Source organism: Oceanivirga miroungae (assembly GCF_902505095.1).
Classification (GTDB): domain Bacteria; phylum Fusobacteriota; class Fusobacteriia; order Fusobacteriales; family Leptotrichiaceae; genus Oceanivirga; species Oceanivirga miroungae.
Genome location: NZ_CABWIB010000001.1, coordinates 600,678 through 624,709, shown reverse-complemented (window position 1 = coordinate 624,709; position 24,032 = coordinate 600,678). Strand labels below are relative to the sequence as shown.

22 protein-coding genes and 1 tRNA gene are annotated in these 24,032 nt (G+C 25.4%); all 23 read right to left on the bottom strand.

The features are described from left to right. Window positions 1-274: 274 nt before the first annotated feature. Entirely contained in the window at window positions 275-1,816 is a 1,542-nt protein-coding gene (gene guaA, locus OMES3154_RS03175; RefSeq protein WP_156683358.1) for a glutamine-hydrolyzing GMP synthase, read from the bottom strand. Then, window positions 1,816-3,891 carry a heavy metal translocating P-type ATPase gene (locus OMES3154_RS03170; protein ID WP_156683357.1) on the bottom strand — a complete coding sequence of 692 codons (2,076 nt, stop codon included), beginning with the start codon at window positions 3,889-3,891 and terminating at the stop codon, window positions 1,816-1,818. The genes guaA and OMES3154_RS03170 overlap by 1 nt, the downstream gene beginning before the upstream one ends. A 1-nt stretch (window position 3,892) precedes the next feature. Beyond that, entirely contained in the window at window positions 3,893-4,426 is a 534-nt protein-coding gene (locus OMES3154_RS03165; protein ID WP_156683356.1) for a GNAT family N-acetyltransferase, read from the bottom strand. 68 nt (window positions 4,427-4,494) lie between these two features. Beyond that, window positions 4,495-6,885 (bottom strand): autotransporter domain-containing protein, encoded by a 2,391-nt coding sequence (locus OMES3154_RS03160; RefSeq protein WP_156683355.1) that lies wholly within the window; start codon window positions 6,883-6,885, stop codon window positions 4,495-4,497. Between the two features lie 213 nt (window positions 6,886-7,098). After that, window positions 7,099-7,485: a cytidine deaminase gene (gene cdd / locus OMES3154_RS03155; RefSeq protein ID WP_156683354.1), complete on the bottom strand. Its 387-nt coding sequence runs from the start codon at window positions 7,483-7,485 to the stop codon at window positions 7,099-7,101. Window positions 7,486-7,493: 8 nt separating this feature from the next. Further along, the gene (gene deoD, locus OMES3154_RS03150; protein WP_156683353.1) at window positions 7,494-8,204 is read right to left on the bottom strand and encodes a purine-nucleoside phosphorylase; all 711 of its coding nucleotides are present in this window, start codon (window positions 8,202-8,204) and stop codon (window positions 7,494-7,496) included. Between the two features lie 18 nt (window positions 8,205-8,222). Then, complete coding sequence (gene deoC, locus OMES3154_RS03145; protein WP_156683352.1) at window positions 8,223-8,867, bottom strand: deoxyribose-phosphate aldolase; 645 nt, start codon at window positions 8,865-8,867, stop codon at window positions 8,223-8,225. 9 nt (window positions 8,868-8,876) lie between these two features. Beyond that, window positions 8,877-10,181, bottom strand: a complete 1,305-nt coding sequence (locus tag OMES3154_RS03140) for a thymidine phosphorylase (RefSeq protein WP_156683351.1) — start codon at window positions 10,179-10,181, stop codon at window positions 8,877-8,879. A gap of 105 nt (window positions 10,182-10,286) precedes the next feature. After that, entirely contained in the window at window positions 10,287-11,303 is a 1,017-nt protein-coding gene (locus OMES3154_RS03135; protein ID WP_156683350.1) for a BMP family lipoprotein, read from the bottom strand. Window positions 11,304-11,376: 73 nt separating this feature from the next. Further along, on the bottom strand, window positions 11,377-11,727 hold the full coding sequence (locus OMES3154_RS03130) for a hypothetical protein (protein ID WP_156683349.1): 351 nt from the start codon (window positions 11,725-11,727) through the stop codon (window positions 11,377-11,379). A 2-nt stretch (window positions 11,728-11,729) separates the two neighbouring features. Next, window positions 11,730-12,398, bottom strand: a complete 669-nt coding sequence (locus OMES3154_RS03125; RefSeq protein ID WP_156683348.1) for a hypothetical protein — start codon at window positions 12,396-12,398, stop codon at window positions 11,730-11,732. Between the two features lie 58 nt (window positions 12,399-12,456). After that, entirely contained in the window at window positions 12,457-13,125 is a 669-nt protein-coding gene (locus tag OMES3154_RS03120) for a dTMP kinase (protein ID WP_156683347.1), read from the bottom strand. 8 nt (window positions 13,126-13,133) lie between these two features. Next, window positions 13,134-14,138: an aspartate--ammonia ligase gene (gene asnA / locus OMES3154_RS03115; RefSeq protein ID WP_156683346.1), complete on the bottom strand. Its 1,005-nt coding sequence runs from the start codon at window positions 14,136-14,138 to the stop codon at window positions 13,134-13,136. A gap of 4 nt (window positions 14,139-14,142) precedes the next feature. Continuing rightward, window positions 14,143-14,832, bottom strand: a complete 690-nt coding sequence (locus OMES3154_RS03110; RefSeq protein ID WP_197271479.1) for a TMEM164-related integral membrane acyltransferase — start codon at window positions 14,830-14,832, stop codon at window positions 14,143-14,145. 1 nt (window position 14,833) lies between these two features. Continuing rightward, window positions 14,834-16,834, bottom strand: a complete 2,001-nt coding sequence (gene ligA / locus OMES3154_RS03105; protein ID WP_156683344.1) for an NAD-dependent DNA ligase LigA — start codon at window positions 16,832-16,834, stop codon at window positions 14,834-14,836. A 1-nt stretch (window position 16,835) separates the two neighbouring features. Next, window positions 16,836-18,293, bottom strand: a complete 1,458-nt coding sequence (gene guaB / locus OMES3154_RS03100) for an IMP dehydrogenase (protein ID WP_156683343.1) — start codon at window positions 18,291-18,293, stop codon at window positions 16,836-16,838. Further along, window positions 18,286-19,911, bottom strand: a complete 1,626-nt coding sequence (locus OMES3154_RS03095) for a uracil-DNA glycosylase (RefSeq protein WP_156683342.1) — start codon at window positions 19,909-19,911, stop codon at window positions 18,286-18,288. The genes guaB and OMES3154_RS03095 overlap by 8 nt, the downstream gene beginning before the upstream one ends. Before the next feature lie 8 nt (window positions 19,912-19,919). After that, a complete protein-coding gene (trmB, locus tag OMES3154_RS03090) occupies window positions 19,920-20,621 on the bottom strand; it encodes a tRNA (guanosine(46)-N7)-methyltransferase TrmB (RefSeq protein WP_231679258.1) in 702 nt (233 codons plus the stop codon). Next, complete coding sequence (locus OMES3154_RS03085; protein WP_156683341.1) at window positions 20,608-21,396, bottom strand: hypothetical protein; 789 nt, start codon at window positions 21,394-21,396, stop codon at window positions 20,608-20,610. The genes trmB and OMES3154_RS03085 overlap by 14 nt, the downstream gene beginning before the upstream one ends. A 25-nt stretch (window positions 21,397-21,421) precedes the next feature. After that, a tRNA-Leu gene (locus OMES3154_RS03080) sits at window positions 21,422-21,505 on the bottom strand. An 88-nt stretch (window positions 21,506-21,593) separates the two neighbouring features. After that, a complete protein-coding gene (locus OMES3154_RS03075) occupies window positions 21,594-22,451 on the bottom strand; it encodes a prohibitin family protein (protein ID WP_156683340.1) in 858 nt (285 codons plus the stop codon). A gap of 8 nt (window positions 22,452-22,459) precedes the next feature. Continuing rightward, window positions 22,460-23,806, bottom strand: a complete 1,347-nt coding sequence (locus tag OMES3154_RS03070) for a tetratricopeptide repeat protein (RefSeq protein WP_156683339.1) — start codon at window positions 23,804-23,806, stop codon at window positions 22,460-22,462. A 4-nt stretch (window positions 23,807-23,810) separates the two neighbouring features. Continuing rightward, window positions 23,811-24,026: a PspC domain-containing protein gene (locus tag OMES3154_RS03065; protein WP_156683338.1), complete on the bottom strand. Its 216-nt coding sequence runs from the start codon at window positions 24,024-24,026 to the stop codon at window positions 23,811-23,813. Window positions 24,027-24,032 lie beyond the last annotated feature (6 nt).

Genomic DNA, 24,032 nt, shown 5'->3' with positions numbered 1-24,032 from the left:
TATAAATATAATCTGTTTTTAAATGATCTTCTATTTTCTCTATTATATTAGATTCTAATGGTCTTTTATAATTAAAAAAATCTAAATATTTTTTTAATTTATTAATATTAATCCTCCTCCTTTTACAGTATCTTTAATAAAATTATAACACCTAAAATTTTTATTTTCAATAAAACAATATATTTATATAAAAATCCACTCTATATTAAATACAGGGTGGATATTATTGTTCTTCCCTCAACTTGATTTTACACTCATTTTATAGCGTTTTTTATTATTCCCACTCTATAGTCCCAGATGGCTTAGAGGTAATATCATATACAACTCTATTAACTCCTCTTACTTCATTTGTTATTCTAGTTGCTACTGTTTCTAATAATTCATATGGTAATCTAGACCATTTTGCTGTCATAAAATCAATAGTATTAACTGATCTTAATGAAACAACATATTCGTATGTTCTAACATCTCCCATAACTCCAACTGTTTTTACCGGTAATATTGTAACAAAAGCTTGTGATACTTTATCATATAAATCATTTTTTATTAATTCTTCTATGAATATTTCATCTGCTTCTTGTAATAGTCTTACTTTTTCTTCTGTCACTTCTTCTATTACTCTAATACCTAAACCAGGCCCTGGGAATGGATGTCTTCCTACTATTTCTTTTGATAAACCTAATCTATAACCTAATTTTCTAACTTCGTCTTTAAATAATTCTCTTAGAGGCTCTATTATCTCAAATTTTAAATCTTCTGGTAATCCACCAACATTATGATGTGATTTTATTGTATGTGAAGGTCCTTTTACTGAAACTGATTCTATAACATCTGGATAAATTGTACCTTGTGCTAAGAATTTTATTTCCTTATCTTCTTTTAATTTTTTAGCTTCTTCATTAAATACTTCTATAAATTCACGACCTATTATTTTTCTTTTAGCTTCTGGATCTTTTACACCTTTTAGCTTATCTAAAAATCTTTTTTTAGCATCAACATATACTATATTTAATCCATTTAATTCTTCATATTGTTTTTTTACTTTTTTAGCTTCATCTTTTCTTAAAAGTCCAGTATCAACAAATACACAAACTAAATCTTTTGATATTGCTTTATTGATTAAAGCTGCAGCAACTGACGAATCAACTCCACCAGATAGTCCAAGTAAAACTTTTTCTCCTTTTGTTTTCTCTTTTATTTCTTTCACTTTTTCTTCTATAAAGTCTTTCATTATCCAGTTTTTTTCCATTTTACAAACTTTAAATACAAAGTTTTCTATCATTTTCATTCCATATTCTGAATGTGATACTTCTGGGTGAAATTGCAGTGCATATACATTATTATCATTAGCTATTGCAGCATTAGATGAACTAGTTCCTGCTATTTTTCTAAATCCTTTACCCATTTTTGTAATGTGATCGCCATGACTCATCCATACATTAGTATTTTTAGGAATAGAATCAAATAATATATTATCTTCTAATATTTCTAATACTGCTGGTCCGAATTCTCTTTTATCTGATTTTTCTACAGTACCTTCATTTAAATGTGTTATCAATTGCATTCCATAACATATACCTAAAATAGGTATATTAAGATCGAACACTTTTTTATCTATACTAGGAGCATCCTTTTCATAAACAGATGCAGGTCCACCCGAAAATATTATACCTTTTACACTTTCGTCGATATTTTCAATACTTGTATCCCCTGTAATTTCACAATATACTTCTAATTCTCTTATTCTTCTTGCAATTAATTGGCTGTACTGTGAACCATAGTCTATAATTAAGATTTTATCTTTAATCTCTTTCATTAATCCCCCTTGTATAATTTTAATCTTATTGAATTTAATAATACTGATATTGAACTACATACCATACAAATTGAAGCTATTGTCGGAGTTAATTCTATACCTAATACCCCTGTTGCAATAACAATACCAAATACATTGTATATAAATCCAAAAAATAGATTTTCTTTAATATTTTTCATTGTTATGTAACTTATATTTTTGAATTTAATTATATCATTTAAATCATTTTTTAGCAATATAACATCGGCTGCTTTTAAACTAATATCAGATGCATTAGATACACAAAATCCTATATCAGAAGCCTTTAATGCAGCTGCATCATTTACGCCATCTCCTACCATGGCAACAAAATTATCATGTGTTTTTACTTTTTCAATAAATTCTACTTTTTCATAAGGTAATACCTCTGCACTAAGTTCTTTTATGCCTAATTTATCAGCAATATATCTTGCTGTCATTTTATTATCACCAGTTAACATATATGCTTTCATATTGTTATTTTTAAGGTATGTTATAAATTCAAGGCTACTATCTTTTATATCGTCTATTATAGTTATATAACCTATTAAATCTTTATCTTTTGCTATAAATATGAAGGTTTTACCTTGATTTGAAAACTTTTCATACTCTTTTTCATATTTACTAACATCAATATTTCTTCTTGTCATAAGATTTCTATTTCCAATTAAATATGATTCAGAAAATACTCCTAAACCCTGAAAATTTCTAACTTTTTTCTCACTAAAAGTTATATTAGTCTTAGCTTCTAAATAATTACAGATTGCGTTAGATATTGGATGTTCTATATACTTTTCTATGCTATATATATCATTGTAGTAGTTTTTATCTAGCATAATATCGCTAACTACTGGAGTTCCATTAGTTAATGTACCAGTTTTATCCATAACTACATCTGTTATTTTATACCCGATTTCCAAAGCTTCTGGATTTTTTATCAAAATATGTCTTTTAGATAGCAATAATCCTCCTAGTGAAATCGAAGCAGGTGTGGCAAGTCCAATTGAACAAGGACATGATATTAGTATTACACTTGCAAAATTATTAAATGCTTTTTCTAAATCCTTTGTAAGTAAATACCATAAAACTCCAGTTATTGTAGCTATAATTAAGACTCCTGGCACAAAATACATAGCAACTTTATCTGCAAATCTTGCTATATTAGGTTTTATAAGTTGAGTCATTTCCATCATACTAGCTATTTTAGATACTACTGTATTTTCACCAACACTTTTAATTTTTACATTTACTTGCCCTTTAGTTATTACACTACTTCCTATTATATTATCGTCTTTTATTTTTTCAATATCTTTACTTTCTCCTGTAATAGAGCTTTCATTTACTAATGCTATACCACTTACCACTATTCCATCTGAAGCTACAACTTCACCTTCTTTTACAACTAGTATATCATCTACTTTTAGATTTTTAGTTTCTATTTTTATTATTTCATTATTTACCAATATATTACAGTGACTTGGTAGTAACTGTGTTATTTTTTCTATACTTTCTTTTGTATTTTTCTTTAATTTCGCTTCAATCTGATTACCTAAACTTATAACAAATAAGATAACAGAAATTCCATCAAAATATAGTCTATCAAATCTAGAATTATACATCATAACTATGCTATATAAATATGCTGACATAACTCCTATTAAAATTAAAGAATACATATTAAATTTCAAACTTACTGTTTTTTTATATCCATCTATTAAAATTTCTCTACACAAAAATATACTTATACTTGAAATTATCAACTTAAATGAAATTGGAATTTTTAACATTATAACTATCATGAATATAAAAAGAGTTAATAGTTTTAGTATTGGCACTTCTTTTTTTGGCTCTTCATTATCCTTTGAATCTTTTATATCATATCCTATTTTACTCATAATACTTTTTAATTCTTTATCTTCGTTTTCTAGATATACTACCATTTTTTCAGATATTAAGTTCACTTTTGCTTTGTATCCTTTTTTTTCTAAAGTTGTTTCTATAATATTAACACAACTTGCACATGACATATTTTCTACCTTATATACTTTTTTTTGCACTCTAATCTCCTATCTTATATACAAGTTTTTTTAATTTTTTAACTACATTATCTAATAATTTTTTTTCAAATTCTTTAGTTGACATTAAGTACATCTCAATCTTATTTTTATTATCTGAGTATGCTTCTTGATAATATTTAATATCAAGTATTTTAAACCCATTTTTTTTATAAAAAGTAATTCTTTTTTTATCAACATCAGTATTTTCAACATTAACTTCTAATATTATATTTTTATTAAAAGTATTTTTCAAAAGTTCTAAACTTTTAGATCCAAGTGATTTATTTCTATACTCTTTTTCTATTACAAAATGTTCCACATAAATACACTCCCCTAGATTCCATGTATTTATTATTCCTACAACTTCATTATTATACTTTATATAAAAAGCTATAAATTCATCTTTTTTTAATGAGTAGTTATAAAGTTCATACGAATCTCTGTACTCATTTTCATCAAAATTATTCTTTATTATATTTTCAATATAATTTATACTAGATTCATCTTTTTTATCTATTTTTATAAGTTCTAACATAATATACACCCTCTTTTTTCATATGTATATTATATATTTTTACCTAAGGCTTTGTCAAAATACTCTCACTACTTTCTATCCCCTAGTTTAAATGAAATATCAACATTTAATTTATATTCTAAATTCTTTTTAGTTTTATATGACAATATTTCTTTTAATGAAATGATTATATTATCAGTTATCTTATAGTCAAAAGATATGCTTGGTGATACTATTGCACTTAATTTATTTTCTTTTTCTTCTTTTTTGTTAAAATTAAAATCTAGCATTTCATAATATGCACCTGCTTTAAGACCAAAACTTAATTTTATTTTTTTGCCAAAAAGTTTAGATATTTCTACATTAGAATATATTTCATTAGCAAAATCACTTTTTACTTTTATTTCATTTATATTATTTGCTATATTATCTTTCAAATTAAATATTAAACTATCTCCTAAAACAAAAAATATATTTAAATCATTTTTAACTCTATAATTATAGTTTATAAAAGCATTAACTAGAAAGTCATTTTTGTTGTAATCATATTCTTTTTCACTTAGTCTTAACTTAGCCTTATTATATGAATATTCTAGTATAGAAGCTACTGATATTTTATCACTTGGTCTATATGAAAAATATGCAGAAACATTAAACTCATTCATATTATATTTTTTATTTTTTTTATAGTTATATGTTAAATATGTACCAACTATAGTATTTTTTTTAGCTATTAAATAATCATAGCCAAGCTTGATTCCAAAAGTATTATTTAATGCTTTTTTATTATAATCATTATTAAAAGTATCATTTTGACTTATCCAGAAATTATGAATTTTCTCATTACTATCTATATCTGCTATTCTATTTAATAATTTACTAGAAATATTAGTTAACTCACTTATTTTACCATATTTATTTGAAGAACTTATATCAAAATATTCTTTTATTGCTTTGTTTTCTGTTCTTTTTACATGAACATTTCCTATTTCATATCCACCATTTTTATAAAATAGTTTTACCTTTATTAAATCATCTTTTTTTTCAATAATTTCATATTTTTCATATTTAGAAAGCTTAGAACTTAGTATTTCTGATACTTTAGTTTCATCAATATTTTCATATTCTTCAAAAATTAAATCATCTAATTTTACTTCTTTTAAAACATAATTAAGATTCACTCTATATTCAAATATTTTACCAGTTTCTTTTGATATTATATTTATTAAAACTTCTTTATTTCCATTTTCATTTAAGTTTAAACTTTCTTTATTTTTTATTACCACATCATATTTTTCTCTATCTATACCGGGTAATATTTTATCTATATCAATATTTTCACCTAATAAAAATTCATTCCCAGTAGTAAAATTAGGCGTTATTTCTTCATTTACTACACTTATATTTATATCTTTTGTAAATCTTTTATTTTTTACTGTATCTATAATTTCATACTTAAATACTACATTCCCTAATGTGTCTACATTTGATACCTCTTTTAAACTTATTGTATATCTATTTGGATAAGTATTATTTAAATCAACACTCATATTTTTTATAAGTTCTGTAGCTTTTTTTGTTATATCTACAGTATCTTTATATATTGTTAAATTTCTATAATCAATAACTGGCTCCTCTAAAATATTTATATCTAAATCTACAGTATAATTATCATTTGTATCTGTTTTTATATTTAATTTTAACGGATTACTTATACCACTTGATTTATCTATTTGTATTGTATATCCACTTGGAATATTATAACTTTCTATAATATCTTCTAAATTTATATCCTCACCTTTATATATTTCAATATTATCTTTCCACTCAATAGATTTTAACACTAAAACTGTAGTTGAATAACCTGCTAATTTTCTTTTACTTACTCTATCATATATTGCGATTTTTACATTTTTTTTACCAGTAGTTGTAGTATCAACCTCATTATCTAATTTTGCATAATATCTACTACTTTCAACTAAACCACTGGTAGGTGTTATTTTTTCGATAAGATTATTTACATCAATATCGCTATTCTTACCAACATATCTTTTTTCTTTGTATTTAACCCAAGGCTTATCTATTACCATAGCTGTACCTTTTATTTTCTTCATACCTCCAATAAAATCACCTAAGAAAATATAGGTTTTTTCACCCAATGTTCTAGTATCCGCTTTTAAAATTAATCTCATATTTATTAAATTTTCATCTTTTAAAACATCTTCTAATCTCATTTCCTCATCCTTATATAAAATGGGATAACTATGTAATGTTGAAAGTCCAGATCTTACATTTGCATCTGGATATTCTTCATAATCTTTTTCATATGGGCAAAATTCTGGACCCTCACCTGTTTCATAATTTGTAAGTCCACACATATATGTGTCACTTTCATGGTACATAACTTTAAATGAAGCTTTACTAATAAAACTTGATAAAATAAATAGTAGCGCAATAATTTTATTATACTTAATATACATAACATTCTCCTAACAAGAAAAAATCCTCTATGTAATATATACCATAATAAAAAATATTATTTCATTTTAATTTATACATTTTTATATTTTTTAATCTAGTTAACTTAATAATTCTTTTCTAGTAACTTATTTTGCTTTATAAAAATATATTATCTAATTTTTTTTAACTAAAAAAGCAAATAAATAGAATATACTATTTACTTGCTTTTATAATTATAGTTTAAAGCTATAAGGAAGAATTTCTTCTTCATTATATCTTAACTCGTCATCTGTTTTAGTTCCATATAAGATGATTTCAGTATCTTTTGTTGAAAATTCTGACATTACTTGTCTACAAGCTCCACAAGGACTTATAGGTATATCTATATCAGCTATTACATATATTTTTTTTATTTTTTTCATTCCACCTGTTATAGCTGTAGTTATTGCATTTCTTTCAGCACATAGTGAAGAAGGATATGCCTTATTTTCTACATTTACACCCTCATAATAATTATCATTTTCATCAATTACAATAGATGCAACTGGAAAATTAGAATATGGTGAATATGATTTTTCTAAAAGCTCTACTAGCCTTTTTTTTATATCTTTTTCTTCCATATTAACACCTACAATGTTATTGCAGTCTCTAATGCAGTTATTATCATATCATTAAATGTTAATTGTCTTTCTTCAGCACTTGTTGCTTCATGTGTTACCAATGAATCACTTATTGTAAGAAAAGTTAATGCTTTAACTCCAAATTTACTAGCAGTTGTATATAGTTGTGCAGTTTCCATTTCAACACAAGTTACTCCAAATTTTGCCCATTTTTTCCAAGAATCCATGTCATCTCCATAGAAAGTATCACTAGTTAATACACTTCCAGCTTTTACATTTAATCCTCTTTTTTTAGCTACTTCATATGCTTTTATAAATAACTCACCATCTGCTGTTGGAGCATAATCAGCACCATTAAATCTTAATTTATTAATATTTGAATCTGTACTTGCTGACATAGCTAAAACAACATCTCTTATTTTAACGTCTTCTTGCATACTTCCTGCTGTACCTACTCTCATTAGCACCTTACATCCATATTCATTTATTAATTCATGAGTATATATACCAATAGATGGCACTCCCATTCCTGTTCCTTGAACAGAAACTCTTTTTCCTTTATAAGTTCCTGTAAATCCTAGCATTCCTCTTACTTCGTTATATTGTATAACATCTTCTAAGAAAGTTTCTGCAATATATTTTGCTCTTAATGGATCTCCTGGTAATAATACAATTTCAGCTATATCTCCTTTTTTTGCACCTAAATGTGGTGTTGCCATAGTTATTTCCCCCCTATATTATTTTTTTTCTACTATACTAATTCCTGATGAAGTCCCTAATCTACTAGCTCCTAATTCTATATATTTTTTAGCTGTTTCATAATCTTTTACTCCACCACTTGCTTTTACTTTTGCATTATCTTTTACTATACTCTTCATTAAAATAACATCTTCAAAAGTTGCTCCACCTGTTCCAAAACCAGTTGAAGTCTTAACAAAGTCCGCCTTTGCATTTAATGATAACTCACAAGCAATTTTCTTTTCTTCTTCAGTTAAATAACAAGTTTCAATAATTACTTTTAATACATTATCACCTATTGCTTCTTTTATTTTTCTTATTTCATTTTCAACATAGTCATATTCTCTATCTTTTAACATCCCTATATTTATTACCATATCTATTTCACTTGCACCATTTTCTATAGCTTCCTTAGCTTCAAAAACTTTTGCTTCTGTCGTCATTTGTCCTAATGGGAAACCTACAACTGCTGCTACTAATACATCTGAATTTTTAACTAAGCTTTTTGCATAAGAAACATAAGCACCATTCACACACACTGAATAAAATTCATATTTTACTGCTTCATTACATAACTTTTCAATATCAGCTTTTGTTGCTGTTGCTTTTAAAATTGTATGATCTATATATTTATTTATTTGCATTTTCTACCCCTATTCTATGATTTTTAAAATACTTTTTGGTTTTTCTACTTTTTTATCACTTATTACATATGCATCTAATATATTGTTTATTGAATCTTCTAAGCTTTCAGAATTATTATATAGTATTGTAGCTAAAACTTCGCCCTCTTTAACATAATCTGATACTTTTTTAGATAAAATTATACCAGCTGCATAATCTAATTCATCTTCTTTTGTTCTACGACCAGCTCCTATTATCATAGCTGCATGACCAATTTCTTCTGCTTTTATCTTTTCTACATAACCCGCTTTTTTAGATATAACTTTATATTCATTTTTAGCCTTAGGTAGTAGTTCATAATTATCAACTATATCTTTATCTCCTCCAGAGTTAGAAATAAATTCTTTTAATTTTTCTAGTGCTTTTTTATTATCTATTACTTCTTTAACCATTTTTTTAGCTTCATTTTTATCTTTTATATCTCCCTTTGATAATATAGCTAAAGATGCAATTTCAGATACTACTTCAAATAAATCATCTTCATAATTTCCTTTTAATGCTTCTATTCCTTCTATAATTTCAACAGCATTTCCAATTGATTTACCAAGCGGTTCATCCATATTTGTAAGTATAGCGTATGTTTTTCTATCAACACCTTTTCCTATTTTTATCATAGCTTGAGCTAATAAAGAAGCACTATTTATATCCTTCATAAATGCCCCATCGCCTACTTTAACATCTAGTATTATTACATCTGATTGTACCGCTAATTTTTTACTCATTATACTACTAGCTATTAATGGAATAGAGGCAACTGTTGCTGTAACATCACGTAATGCATATATTTTTTTATCAAGTGGTACTATTTTATCACTAGATCCCATTAGACCTATACCACAAGCATTTGCAATTTTTTGTATTTCTTCTTTTGTTCCTGAAAATTTAAATCCTTTAATTGATTCAAATTTATCAATAGTCCCCCCAGTATGACCTAAGCCACGCCCAGATAATTTAGTTGTCCCCATACCAAGAGCTGCTATTATTGGAGCTAATACAACTGTAACCTTATCTCCAACTCCTCCTGTACTGTGTTTATCCACTAAATATTTATTTAATTTTTCAAATTTAATAATATCCCCAGAATCTCTCATTTTTTTAGTAAATTCTATCATCTCATTATCTGTCATACCGTTAAAATATGTTGCCATTAAAAAACTTGATAGTTGATAATCTGGCATATTATTATTTTGTACTTCGTCTAAGAAATAATCTATTTCTTCTTTTGTTAATTCAATATTATCTCTTTTTTTCTGTATTAAATCTACTATTCTCATATACTCCCCTTAAAAAAAAATAACAACAATGTAGTCTCTGTTGTTTCTCTTAGATTTTAAGACTAAGTAGATAAAGAGCATAAGCTCTTTATCTAATTTATTCTATTATTTTTTTAGGTATTCAATACCTTCAACCTTAACTTTACCGTCTTTAATATCTTTAGATAATTTATTTATCTTATCTATTTTTTCTTGACCTATTATATCTTTAGTATATTTAAATTCTGATGTAGCAACACCTTCTTCAGCTATTCCTAAGTGTTTAACACCTGTTTTAAAGTTATCATTTAAAACATCTTTAACTATTTGATACACTGCACCATTAACTTTTTTAATCATTGAAGTTAATATTATTCCTGGCATAATACCATCTTGGTCTAAGTCAACACCTAATGCAAATACACCTTTTTCTTTAGCAGCTTGGAAAACTCCTGCTCCACTTCCTCCTGCAACTGGGAAGATTATATCTGTTTTTTTGTTATCTATCATAGTTGTAGTTAATGATTTAGCTGTTACTGGGTCATTAAATGGATTAGATCCATTTACAAATACAACTGTAATATTTATATCAGGATTTACAGCTTTAGCACCTTGTTCAAATCCAGATTGGAATCTTTTAATAACATCTATATCCATACCTCCAACAAATCCTAATGAGTTTGTTTTAGTCATCATAGCTGATAAAGCACCTACTAAGTAAGATCCTTCTTGTTCTTTAAATAATATAGACGCAACATTTGGTAAATCTACTTCTGAATCTACTATAGTGAATTTTTGTTCAGGAAATTCTTTTGCAACTTCTAATAATGCATCATGTGCTGTTGCACCTATTGCAAATATCATGTCATAATCTCCCTTTTCTGCATAGTTAGATAATTGATTCTTAGTTTCAGAACTTGCATCTTTTGGTTCATAGTAATCATACTCTACATTTAATTCTTTTGCAGCTTTTAATAATCCTTCATTAGCAGAATCATTAAATGATTTATCTCCTAAACCACCTGTACTAAATACTATCGCAACTTTCCCTGCTTTTTTAGCTTCTTTTTTTTCAGTTCCACAAGAAACTAATAACACTGTAAACATTAACAAACTTGTTAATAATTTAAATAACTTTTTCATTGTATTCCTCCTATATTTTTATATAGTTTAGTATACCCCATAAATTTTAAATTTTCAAGTTTATCAAATCAAATTAAAGTCTTTTTTTTATTTCATTTCTATATGCTATGTTTGCCTCATATTGTTTTTTCTGTAAATATTCTAATAAATATGCAGTAATAGATCCTCCAAATATTGCTATTCCCATCTCTGATGTTACATCTAGTACTACATGATTTATAAATTCTCCCAATACGTCAGAAAAAGAAAATGATATAACTCTGCTAGCTATTGTTATAGCTAATCCAAAAATAAAAAAGTAACTTAAAAACCTTATATTAAAATCTTCTTTATCTATAAGTAAATCTAATTCATTTGGATTATTTCTATAATATTCTACTATTTCATCAGTAATTTCCAAATTTTTAACACCAAAATTAAACATTCTTACATTCCCTTCTCATCTATACTTAAATATATTCTTATATTTTTATATATCCCAAATACAAGTAATATGTATGATAGTTTATAAAAAATTAATTTTATATAGTATATAGCGTCAATAAAATTTAAAACTTCTATTACAAACTTATATATTTCACTATCATTTTTTATTTTTTCAATAGATAGATTAATAAATGTTTCTACATTTACCATATTTGTAAATTCTGTATTTTTTAAAATTTCAATTATAGAGTTTAATGTCTTATTATTCATATTAAAATAAATTCCATTATAGTGATTTAATATATTTATTGAATAATATCCTATAGTAAACAATAGAATTAGTATAGATATAATAAAATATATATTAAGATATTTATAGTATTTAAAATTTATATATTTATTATATTTTTTTTGTAGTATCGTATTTATTACAAAAAAAAGTACAATCTCTACTAAAATCATAATCACTATGGTTATGATAGTTAATATGATTTGTGATTTAATAAATGAAATAATTTTATCATCAAATAATGGTTTTATAAATTTTAATGACGGAAATAGGTTTTCTCTTACTATTTCAAATATTATACTTGATTGGAAAAATAGTAATAAAAATATTACTAAATTCCAAATAGATGATAGTATTGTTAGTTTTTTTAATCTATCCAAAGTTATATACCTCCAATTTTTAAATTTTAAAAAAATGGGTAAACTAATACCCATTTTCTTAAAGTATTTTCTCTACTTCACTTAAAATATCATTTGATATTTCACCTAATTTTCTTAAATTATCATTTTCTGTGCAATTTATAATATTAAATTCATATTTTTTTGCAATTTCTTTTGCAACTCTATATGCACGAATTTTTTGATTTTCATCTGATTCTAAAATATCTTTTTTTTCATTTCCATTTATTTTATTTAATCTATCCTTCATAAGTCTATTTGATATTTCATAAGGGACATCTAAATAAATAACCATGTCTGGTTTTGGTATACCGTACTTGTTCCATTCTAAATCAAGTATCCAATCACAGAATCTATTAAATTCATCTTTGTCTTTTATTCTATTTCCCTGATGTATTATATTTGAAATTGTATATCTATCAGAAATCACTATATACCCATCATTATATAGTTTTTCCCATTCTTTTTTATAGGATGCATATCTATCGATAGCATAAAAGCTAGAACTTGCGTAGTATGAAATATCATCTATATTCCCAAATTCTCCATTTAAAAACATTTTCACAGGATATGAAGCATTACTTTCATAATTCGGAAAAGATATTTTTATTACTTTTCTACCCTGATTTAATAAATTTTGATATAGAAGTTCTGTCTGTGTTTGCTTTCCACTTGCATCAGTTCCTTCTATTATAATTAGTTTTCCCATAATTTTCCCTATAATAAATTTATATTATTTTTCTTACAATCTTCTTCAATTTCATCATTCCATATAGAAGCTTGTACTTCACCTATATGTGCTGTTTTTAAAAATAGCATACATATTCTACTTTGACCTATTCCTCCACCCATTGTTAAAGGTAATTCTTCATTTATTATCATATTATGATATTTTGTTTTTTCACTTATATTTGCTTTTTCTAATTGATCTATTAACTTATCTTTATCTACTCTTATTCCCATAGACGATAATTCAAAAGCGCTATCTAAAACTTCGTTGTATACTATTATATCACCATTTAGTGACCAATCATCATAATCAGGAGCTCTATCATCATGTTTATACCCATCAGATAATTTATCACCAATTTGAGTTATAAATACAGCCTTATATTCTTTGGCTATTAAATTTTCACGTTCTTTTTGAGATTTATCTGGGTATTTTTGTAATAATTCTTCTGAAGATATAAACTTAATTTCATTAGCTAAAAATGGTACATAATCATCATATATTATTTGTAGCATCTTTTCTGTTTTTAAAAATACTTTATATATTTTTTTCACAGTCTCTTTTAGATATTCTATATTTCTATCTTCTTTTTTTATTATTTTTTCCCAATCCCATTGATCAACGTAAATAGAGTGAAGATTATCTAAGATTTCGTCACGTCTTATTGCGTTCATATCTGTATATATTCCTTCGTATTCTTTAAAACCATATCTTTTTAGAGCATCTCTTTTCCATTTTGCTAAAGAATGCACTATTTCTATATTTTTATTTGGATTATCTAGCATTTCAAAATTAACTGGTCTTTCAGTTCCACTTAAATTATCATTAAGCCCTGTTTCTCTTTCAACAAATAAAGGAGCTGATATTCTTGTTAAATTTAGTGTCTTTGCTAGTTCAACTTCAAAAAAATCTTTAATATGTTTAATAGCGATTTCCATTTCTAATATGTTAAACATTGGTTTGTAGTCTTTTGGTATGTACGTTTTTGTCATTAATCTAATCCTCTTTTCTTTTTTTTTTAATATATATAAATAATAGATACATTACATATGTTTGTAAAAAGTATACAAACACAACAAGTATTCTATATAACCAAATTGATTTAATAAATGATAGTGACTCTATTGCATATGTTTTTAAAAACATAAAATTAAGTTCACTACTTAGTGTATTTACATAGCTTGATATAATCATAATAAATAAGATTATAACTAAAACTACATAATATTTTTTTCTATCTATTCTAATTTTCATTCTACTAAATCCTAAATACAGTATAATATATTCCATAATATGTGTTGTGAAATATAGATACGGATAATAGAATGTATTATATGTATTCCAATCAGGAACTGCCATTGCAATTATTGCACCAAATGATAAAAAATATAAAATATTGAAAAATACTTCTTTTTTTGTTATTAAAAATATCGCTCCTGCTATTAACGAAATATTACAAATATGTAATGGTAGTAATATCGTCCACGGCTTTAATTCTGTATAATGTAAATTAAGTGAATCGAATATTTTTAAAATTAGTACAAATACTCCTAAAATTATTGTATATACTTGTAATTTATTATCAGGAATATAGCTATGTATAACATAGAATACAAAAAATACTAATAGTGCATATATAATTAGTTCTAAATGAAATTTTGAAAAAGTTTCAAATCTCATCATCATTTTAATCCTCCTCAAGCATGCTAGAAAACTCATCTTCGCTTATTATTTTTATATTTAATTTTTTAGCTTTTTCTAGTTTACTACCTGCATTTTCACCGACTATTAAATAATCTAAATTCTTACTAACTGCTGATAAGTATTTACCAGCATTTAATTTTACAAGTTCTTTTATTTCTTCTCTTTTAAAATTTACTAGCGTTCCTGTAGCTAAAAATGTTTTATCTTTCATTTTTAGGTTATCTTTTATTTTGATTTTTTCATTTTCAAAATTAAGTCCTATTTCTTTTAAACCATAAATTATTCTTAGATTATTTTCATCACTAAAATATTTTAGTATAGATTTTGCTGCTACCTCTCCTACACCTTTTATTTTTATAAGGTCATCATATGTAGAATTTATAAGTAAATCAATATTCGGAATCTCATTTACAATAAGTTCTGAAATCACCTTCCCTACAAAGTCTATTCCTAGTGAATATAAGACTCTGCTAAAACTATTTTTCTTACTTTTTTCTATACTTTCCAATAAATTATCAGTACTTTTTTCTCCCATTTTTTCCTGAGAAATTATTAAGTCTCTAAATTTATGTAAATTATATACATCTAATATATTTGTAATTATTCCAAGTTCAATAAATCTTCTAGTTATTTTATCTCCTAAACCTTTAATATTCATACAATTTCTTGAAACAAAATATTCAATATTTCTATTTAATCTTTCAGGACAATATATATTTATACATTTAATAGCAACTATTTCGTCAGATTTATATACCTCATTATTACAACTAGGACATTTTACAGGTACTAAAATATCTTTTACTTCATCAGTTCTTTTTTCTTTTACAACTTCTACAACTTGTGGAATTATCTCAGCTGCCTTTTCTATTATTACATAATCATTAAGTTTTATATCTTTTCTTTTTATTTCATCAAAATTATGAAGTGACGCTCTTTTAACTATAGATCCAGCTAGGCTAACTGGTTTAAAATTAGCCACTGGAGTTATAACTCCTGTTCTACCTATACCAAAATCAATTCCTATTATTTTAGTCATAACTTTTTCAGGTGTGAACTTATATGCTATTGCATATCTTGGATATTTTGCTGTCATTCCTAATTTTTCATATAAAGAAAAGTCATCTACTTTTATTACTAAGCCATCAGTTTCATAAGATAATTTTTTTCTTTCTTTTTCAAAGTACATAATTTCTTTTTCAAAGTCTTCTAATGTATGACATTCAATAAATATTTTAGTTGTTTTAAATCCTAATTTTTCTATAAATTCAATAGATTCTTTATGAGTTTTTATATCAAATTTTTCTGGTTCTACTAAATAATACAAATAACAGTCTAGATTTCTTTCTTTAACCACATAAGGATCTAATTGTCTTAATGTTCCAGCTGCTGCATTTCTTGGATTAGAAAATTCATCCAATCCTAATTCAACTCTTTTTTCATTAATTTCTTTGAATTCTTTTATAGGTAGTACAACTTCTCCTCTAACTTCTATATCAATATTTTCATTAAGCTTTTTAGGAATAGAACTTATTTGATATATATTTTCAGTGACATCTTCTCCAAGTTTACCATCACCACGAGTTAATGCCCTTACTAATATACCATTTTCATATATTAAACTAATACTAAGACCATCTAGTTTTAGTTCTAATATATATCTTGGATCAAATCCTACAATTTTTTTAGTTCTATTAAAAAATTCTTTTAAATCTTCTATTGAATATGTGTTATCTAAACTTAACATCGGCTTTTTATGTTCTACTTTTGTAAATTTATTAGAAGCCATACCTCCAACTTTTAAACTAGGTGAAGTTTCATCCTTTAAATATGGATATTCTTTTTCTAATTCATATAATTTTTTTAATTTTTTATCATATTCAAAATCAGAAATTAAACTTATATCTTCATCATAATATGACTTATTATATTTTTCTATTTCTTCTTTTAAACTAATATATTTTTTTTTAATATCTTCACTCATATTAATTTTGCCCGCTATAATTAGGAGCTTCTTTAGTTATTATAACATCATGTGGATGAGATTCTTTAAGACCTGCATTTGTTATTCTTATAAATTCAGCATCTTTGTGAGCTTCTATATCCTTTGATCCGCAATATCCCATACCTGCTCTTAGTCCACCACATAATTGATATACTGTATCAGCAAGTTTTCCTTTTACTGGTATCATAGATTCTATTCCTTCTGGAACTAATTTTTCAGTAGCTGCTTCTAATTGGAAATATCTATCGCTACTTCCTCTTTTCATAGCTACTAATGATCCCATTCCTACATATGTTTTATAGTTTCTACCGTTATATATTATTTCCTCACCTGGAGCTTCAGTTGTTCCTGCTAAAAGTGAACCTAACATAACACAATCAGCACCTGCAGCTATTGCTTTTACTATATCACCACTTAGTTTTATACCACCATCTGCTATAACACCAATTCCTAGTGGTCTACAATATTCACTAACATCCATTATAGCTGTTAATTGAGGTACTCCAACACCAGCTACAACACGAGTAGTACAAATAGAACCTGGTCCAACTCCAACTTTTACTGCATTTACTCCTGCCTCTACTAAGTCCATAGCAGCTTTTTTAGTTACAATATTACCACCTATTAATTGTAAGTTAGGGAAATTTTCTCTAATTTCTTTTATTTTGTTTATAACACCAATTGAATGCCCATGAGCCGAATCCACTGTTATAACATCAACCCCTGCTTCCACTAAAGCTTTTACTCTTCTAATAGTATCCGTTCCAATACCAACTGCAGCACCTACTCTTAATCTTCCTTTTTTATCTTTACAAGCATTCGGATAGTTTAATACATTATCTATATCTTTTATAGTAATTAGTCCTTTTAGAATTTTACCTTCTACTATTGGTAATTTTTCGATTCTATGTTCTAATAAGATTTTTTTAGCTTCTTCAAATGTAATACCAACTGGTGCTACAACTAAATTATCTTTTGTCATAATATCTGTAACTTTTACATTTAAATCATCTCTATATTTTAAATCACGATTTGTAATAATTCCTAATAATTCATTTTTATTATTTATTACAGGTAATCCTGATACCTTATATTTTTTCATTATTTCATGAGCATCATATAAATATGAGTCAACATCTAAAGTGATTGGATTTGTTATCATACCTGATTCAGATCTTTTTACACGGCTAACTTCTTCTGCTTGTCTTTCTATCGTCATATTTTTGTGAATAAATCCAATACCACCAACTCTAGCTAATGATATAGCTAGTTCTGCTTCTGTTACAGTATCCATTGCAGCACTTAAAATAGGTACATTTAACTCTATTTCACTTGTAAGCTTTGTTTTTATTGATACTTCATTAGGTGTAACGCTAGAAGCATTTGGTACTAATAACACGTCGTCAAAAGTTAATCCTGTTCTGATTTCTCTACTCATTTTTCTCTTCTCCTAACCAATTAATTATATTCATTGTTTTAATAAATGATTCTCCATTTAGAAAATCATTAGCATTATCTAACTTACCACATATTGCTGGGTGATTATGTTTTATTATATTCCCATTTTGTATTTCTTTTTCATAATTTTGTGCTTCTTTTCCCCACAGTAGGTATGTAATATTTTTATTTTTACTCGATATGTATTTAATTAAATCTTTGGTTATTTTTTCCCAAAAATATATATGAGAACCCGCATTATTTAGTTCAACAGTAAGCCCTGTATTTAATAACAGCACACCTTGTTTTTCCCAAGATGAAAAAATCTTATCAGGCGGCAGAATTTTAAATTTGCCTTTATCTATTTCATCTCTAATCTCTCTTATTTCTTTTCTATCATTTGTATATGAGTAGTATATTAGCTTTAGTATATTTCTTAAAGATGCATTTATTTCAACACTTGCCCATGATTTTTTTCTAACTTCAAATGCCAAACCTGTCGCAACATTTGGTTGAAAATATGGATCTTTTCCTAAAATACATACTTTTTTATCACTTATACTAGTTTCTAGAGCTTTAAATATTAAATCATTTGATGGAGCATATCTAATACCTTTTAGTTTTAATTTTTTTAAAAAATTTTCTATTTCTATAACTCTTTTTATTGTAAAAAAACCTTCGTATTCCTTATTTATATTATAGCTTTTCATAAATCTATTTACTACATTTTTATCGTCTTCATCTATTAAAACAATTGGAACTATTTGACCGTTTTGGCTAAGTGCATATAGTTTATCTTCACTATATACTAATTTTTTTATCTCTTGTTTAAATATTTTAACTCTTTTTAAAACATCTAATTTATCTGTAGTTATTATTAATTCTCCTGATGATGTTCCAAAATATATCCACTCATCATCATTTTCAATATATGTTATTCTAGAATTTGATATCTTTTTAAAATCATAAAGTTCATTTAAAATTAAATCCCATATTTCAACAACTCCATCTGATTTTGCTAGATATAGATTTATTCCTCTTAAAAATAGGTATAAGTTATTTGTATTTGTTTGAAATGAAGATATTACAGATAAATCTTCAAGTTTAAAAACTGTTATTTGATTTTTTTCTTCTTTGTATTTTCTAACCTTTAGTATTAATTTTTCATCTTTAATATATATACTACTAACATCATTTTTTTCTATATTAATTTCTTTTGAAATTTTAAGTTTTTTAGAAAGTGTGTCATAACAATAAATTTTACTATTATTTATATAAATAACTAAACCATTTAGTGAAACATTTATACTATTTATTACCATGTTAGGATCAAAAACTTCATTTAATATTTTCATATTTGATGAATCACATTTGTATATTTTATTATTAGAATTTATTATATAAAAAGTAGAGGAAGCAAAGAATTGATTTTCCTCTTTTATATACTTAATCAAATCACAAGAATCTATTTTTTTAGTTAATTTTTTCTTAAGTTTTAAATCCTTTGTAAAAAAGATTAAATCTTCACCAACAGTTATTATATCCTCGTTTAAAGGCGAGATTGCAAAATCTTTTATTTTATATTTACTATCTATACCTTCTTTTAATATTACTTCCATTTTTTTCCTTACAACTTAATTATTTCAATATATTTTATCTTAATTTTTAGTTTATGTATAAATAAATGTTCAAATTCAGTTTGTATATTATTTTCTAGTAATTTTTCATTTGAATAAAGATCATCTGTTTTAACAACTATTTCATATTTATCTGATTTGTTTATTAGCTCAACTACAGATTCATAATAATTATCATGGTCTGTTTTAAAAAATATCTTCCCATTTTTTTTGAGAACAACATCTAAATTTTCTAAAAGTTTCTCACCTAACATTCTTTTATGTTCTTGTCCTGTCCAAGGGTCTGGGAAATTTATATATAGTCCTGATATTTCATTTTCTGATAAAAAATCAGTTAAGTTATTTGCATCATATTTAATATATTTAATATTTTTTAAATCTTCCTTCTTAGCTTTTCTTGCAGAATAAACTAATCTTTTAAGTCTTAATTCATCACATAATAAATTTACATTTGGATTTCTTTTAGCAAGTTCTATGGAAAAATTCCCACTTCCTGATCCTATTTCTAAATAAATATCTGTATTTTTATTATCATATACTTCGTTCCACTTACTTTTATTATTTTCAATTTCTTCTCTATCAAATATTAGATAATCTGGATAGTTCACCATTTCATACATATATTTATTATAGTAAGATCTTGGTTTAGTAAAAAAATATGTCCATAGTTCACGATTTTTATATTCTATCATTTAAAATCTCTTCTACTTTTTTATCAATATCATATTTTTCAATCAGCATTTGTGCATATTCTTGAGTTTTTGCAGCAACTTTTTCATTAGCTAATCTAATCGCTATCATTTCTTTTGCCTTATCAAATTCTACATTTTCAAATGCTTCCTTATTTTCTTCATAAACTTTATCTATTTCTTCATTTGAAACTTGTATATCTTTTGAATTGATTACTGAAGTATAATAATTTATTCTAATATCACTTGCAACTAAGTCTAGAGCTTCTTCATTTTCTTTGTAGAAATTGTTTTTTAATGCATATTCTTTTATTATTTTATTTTGTAATACTTGTTTAATGTTATTAGCATCGCCTTTTGTTGCTAGTATTTCATCTTTTGTTAAAGTAACTGAATCGTCCATTTTAAGTACTATCTCAGAAATAAATTCATTTGCTAATTTTTCAAATAAAGATTCTTTTAACTGTTCTTTTATCATTTCATGAGCTTCTTTAAATGACATTTTGTTTTCTTCAAAAAAACTTTTATTTGCATTGTAAGCATCTATTATTTGATTTTCATTAATCATCATTTTTGTTTCTGCTTCTTGTTTTAAATATATTGTAATTTTTTCGTTTTCTATATATAAATCAAGTATATTTTGCTCTTCTTTTGTAAATTCATATTCTAAACTTTCGTTATATATTGCCCTTGAAACTAATAAATTTCTTATGGCGTTTTTTTCATAATTTAACTTAGTTAATTCTTCTTTTGTTAAACTTAAATCCAATTTTTTCATATTTTTCTCCTCTATATAATAAAAATGGTGCCTAGGAAGGGACTTGAACCCTTAAGGATGACTCCGTCAGATTTTGAGTCTGATGCGTTTACCATTTCGCCACCCAGGCAACTTCTATAAATTATTTTAAATTATTTTACTCTTATTGTCAAGTAAAAAGACCTATTAGAAAACTAACAGGTCTTATCTATTTTTCTTTATTTTAATAAACTTTCAGGCAATATTGTCTTAGTGTCTCCTTGTACTTTAGGTAGCACTCCATCCCATTTTTCTATTTTCATTTTTTCTAGAAATTGAGGTGTTAATGATTTAGATTCAACTAAGTTTGCTTCTGCTTGTAATGTTTTTTCCTTTAACTTAAATTCAGCTAACTTAACTCTATTTGCAGCTTCAACTGCTAACTTTTCTTGTTCAGCTTTTGCTTTTTCAACAGCTTGTTCAGCTACTTTTTTTTGCTCAATAGCTTGTTCATATTCGTCAGAAAAATCGTGATTTACTATTGATATATTAGATACAGATAATCCGTATTCTTTGAAATCATCTTTAAGATTATTATAAATTATAGCAGATATTTCTGTTCTTTTTGATATAAACTCTTCTATTGTATATTTAGCTATGGTAGCTTGTACAATTTCTCTTACTCTTGGTCTTATAAATCTTTCTTCATGCATACCTCTAAATGATTTATAAAGCATCATTGGATCTGTTACACTTATTTGAACTGTTAATTCTATATTTACCGATTGTATATCTTTTGTACTTACTGTTATTGAATTATCTGTATCAATTTCAACTTTATCAAAAGTTCTAAAATACCCTGGTTTTGTAAATAAATATGTTCTTTCTCTTGTTTCAAGATTTACTTTTTCTTGTACAAAAGGAATTTTAAAATGGATTCCAGCTAATTCTACTTTTGAAACTTTCCCGAAGTCAGAAATTATAGCTACCTCTCCAGTTACAACTGTATAAGTATTTGCATAAAAAATTGCAGCAATTACTATTATTAAAATTGATATTAAAATACTATTGATTTCTTTTTTTGATATTTTTTGCATAATATTTCCTATCTCTCATTTAATTTGTCTAAAATCGACTTAGCTTCTTTTACATTTACTTTATTTTTAACTGATGATTCTAAATATTTTTTAGCTTCATTTATATCACCTAATTTTATATAAATTTGAGCTAACATTAAATCAGCTTCATGATTTTTCTTAGCAGCTTTTTTTGCAAACTCTAAAGATTTATTTAAATTACCATTAGAGTATGCTATTTCAGATAAAGCTAATTCTGGGTTATTTTTAACAACTGTAACAGCTAATTTTTCTTCATCTGTTCCTGTTTTTAATATTTTATCTGCATATTTTAACATTTCTTCTTTGTTATATTCGTTTATGTATATAACAAATAATAAATAGTTGGCTTCATTATTTTCTTTAGATGCTTTTATTGCAAATTCTTTAGCTAATTCTATTTTTTCTTTTTGCATAAATAATTTAGCAAGTTCTAAATCATTTACATCTTTATTTAAGTTTCTTGCAACTCCAGACCATACATTCTGATCCTTTTTATCATTTCTATCATAGCTACTTTCAATTAGTGCGATAACTATAGATAATTGCTTAGAATCTAATTTATATGCTTTTTTTAGATATTCATAGTTTTTATTTTCATTTCCCATTGATTTATAAATATCACCAATTCTTGCTAATAACATCGCGTCACTTGGATTTATTTTTTCAGCAAGATTAACTTCTTCTTCTACTTTTTTGTAATCTTTTTTAGCTAAATAGTAACTTGCTAAAAGTATGTGAGCTTCTATTTGTATTTTAGGATTTTTTGATTTTAATGCTTTTTTAATATACGTATTAGCTAAATCAAAATCTTGTGGTACTAAAACTTCTCCTGTAAATAAACTAACAATATCTTCAAAGTTTTCACCTTGTTCTTTTATAACTTTATTTAAGCTTGATGCTTTTTCATCAAGTTTATTTAAGACATAGTATGCATTTAGTTCAGATAAAATTTCATAATTCTTATTATCAAATCTTTCACTTAATCTTTCTAAATATAATATTTTTCCACTATCATCACTAGCTAACGCCATTAAATATTGATCGGCACCTTTTGCTATATCTGATTTAGAATTTTTATTATCACTTATTTTTTGGAAATATTTTTTTGCATTATCTTCATCATTTTTACTAATATAATTTGCAGCTAATGCGTAATTTATTTGTTCATATTCATTTTCTTCACCTTTTACCGGTTTTGTTTTTTCAAGTAAGCTTATCGCTTCCTTTTCTTTATTTTCAGAAATTAATTTACTTGCTTTTTCTAAATCAGCCTTAGGCCCTGCTATAAGTGATACTGAAATTAAAAATGTAAATATAGTTATTATTTTTTTCATAATCTTATTCCTCCTCGTAGTCAAATTCTCTTTGATCTTTTCTGCCTTTTGGTTTAACTGGCATTAATAGTGCTAATACAATGTATAGTAATGATGTGCCTCCTATAAACACAAATAGTATTCTTATTATAAGTGGATCAACATTAAAATAATCTGCTATACCACTACATACACCAAATAATAACATATCATCAGTATTTCTATATAATTTTTTTCTCATAACCTT

What these genes read in the sequence shown, in the direction of transcription:
- OMES3154_RS03085 (WP_156683341.1), bottom strand. Translation starts at nt 21,396, where the DNA reads ATGAAAAAATTGGATTTAAGTTTAACAAAAGAAGAATTAACTAAGTTA.
- deoD (WP_156683353.1), bottom strand. Translation starts at nt 8,204, where the DNA reads ATGGCAACACCACATTTAGGTGCAAAAAAAGGAGATATAGCTGAAATT.
- OMES3154_RS03140 (WP_156683351.1), bottom strand. Translation starts at nt 10,181, where the DNA reads ATGAGAATAGTAGATTTAATACAGAAAAAAAGAGATAATATTGAATTA.
- deoC (WP_156683352.1), bottom strand. Translation starts at nt 8,867, where the DNA reads ATGCAAATAAATAAATATATAGATCATACAATTTTAAAAGCAACAGCA.
- OMES3154_RS03135 (WP_156683350.1), bottom strand. Translation starts at nt 11,303, where the DNA reads ATGAAAAAGTTATTTAAATTATTAACAAGTTTGTTAATGTTTACAGTG.
- guaB (WP_156683343.1), bottom strand. Translation starts at nt 18,293, where the DNA reads ATGAGTAGAGAAATCAGAACAGGATTAACTTTTGACGACGTGTTATTA.
- OMES3154_RS03095 (WP_156683342.1), bottom strand. Translation starts at nt 19,911, where the DNA reads ATGGAAGTAATATTAAAAGAAGGTATAGATAGTAAATATAAAATAAAA.
- guaA (WP_156683358.1), bottom strand. Translation starts at nt 1,816, where the DNA reads ATGAAAGAGATTAAAGATAAAATCTTAATTATAGACTATGGTTCACAG.
- OMES3154_RS03160 (WP_156683355.1), bottom strand. Translation starts at nt 6,885, where the DNA reads ATGTATATTAAGTATAATAAAATTATTGCGCTACTATTTATTTTATCA.
- OMES3154_RS03165 (WP_156683356.1), bottom strand. Translation starts at nt 4,426, where the DNA reads ATGTTAGAACTTATAAAAATAGATAAAAAAGATGAATCTAGTATAAAT.
- OMES3154_RS03065 (WP_156683338.1), bottom strand. Translation starts at nt 24,026, where the DNA reads ATGAGAAAAAAATTATATAGAAATACTGATGATATGTTATTATTTGGT.
- OMES3154_RS03075 (WP_156683340.1), bottom strand. Translation starts at nt 22,451, where the DNA reads ATGCAAAAAATATCAAAAAAAGAAATCAATAGTATTTTAATATCAATT.
- OMES3154_RS03130 (WP_156683349.1), bottom strand. Translation starts at nt 11,727, where the DNA reads ATGTTTAATTTTGGTGTTAAAAATTTGGAAATTACTGATGAAATAGTA.
- ligA (WP_156683344.1), bottom strand. Translation starts at nt 16,834, where the DNA reads ATGAGTGAAGATATTAAAAAAAAATATATTAGTTTAAAAGAAGAAATA.
- asnA (WP_156683346.1), bottom strand. Translation starts at nt 14,138, where the DNA reads ATGACAAAAACGTACATACCAAAAGACTACAAACCAATGTTTAACATA.
- OMES3154_RS03120 (WP_156683347.1), bottom strand. Translation starts at nt 13,125, where the DNA reads ATGGGAAAACTAATTATAATAGAAGGAACTGATGCAAGTGGAAAGCAA.
- OMES3154_RS03070 (WP_156683339.1), bottom strand. Translation starts at nt 23,806, where the DNA reads ATGAAAAAAATAATAACTATATTTACATTTTTAATTTCAGTATCACTT.
- cdd (WP_156683354.1), bottom strand. Translation starts at nt 7,485, where the DNA reads ATGGAAGAAAAAGATATAAAAAAAAGGCTAGTAGAGCTTTTAGAAAAA.
- OMES3154_RS03110 (WP_197271479.1), bottom strand. Translation starts at nt 14,832, where the DNA reads ATGATGATGAGATTTGAAACTTTTTCAAAATTTCATTTAGAACTAATT.
- trmB (WP_231679258.1), bottom strand. Translation starts at nt 20,621, where the DNA reads ATGATAGAATATAAAAATCGTGAACTATGGACATATTTTTTTACTAAA.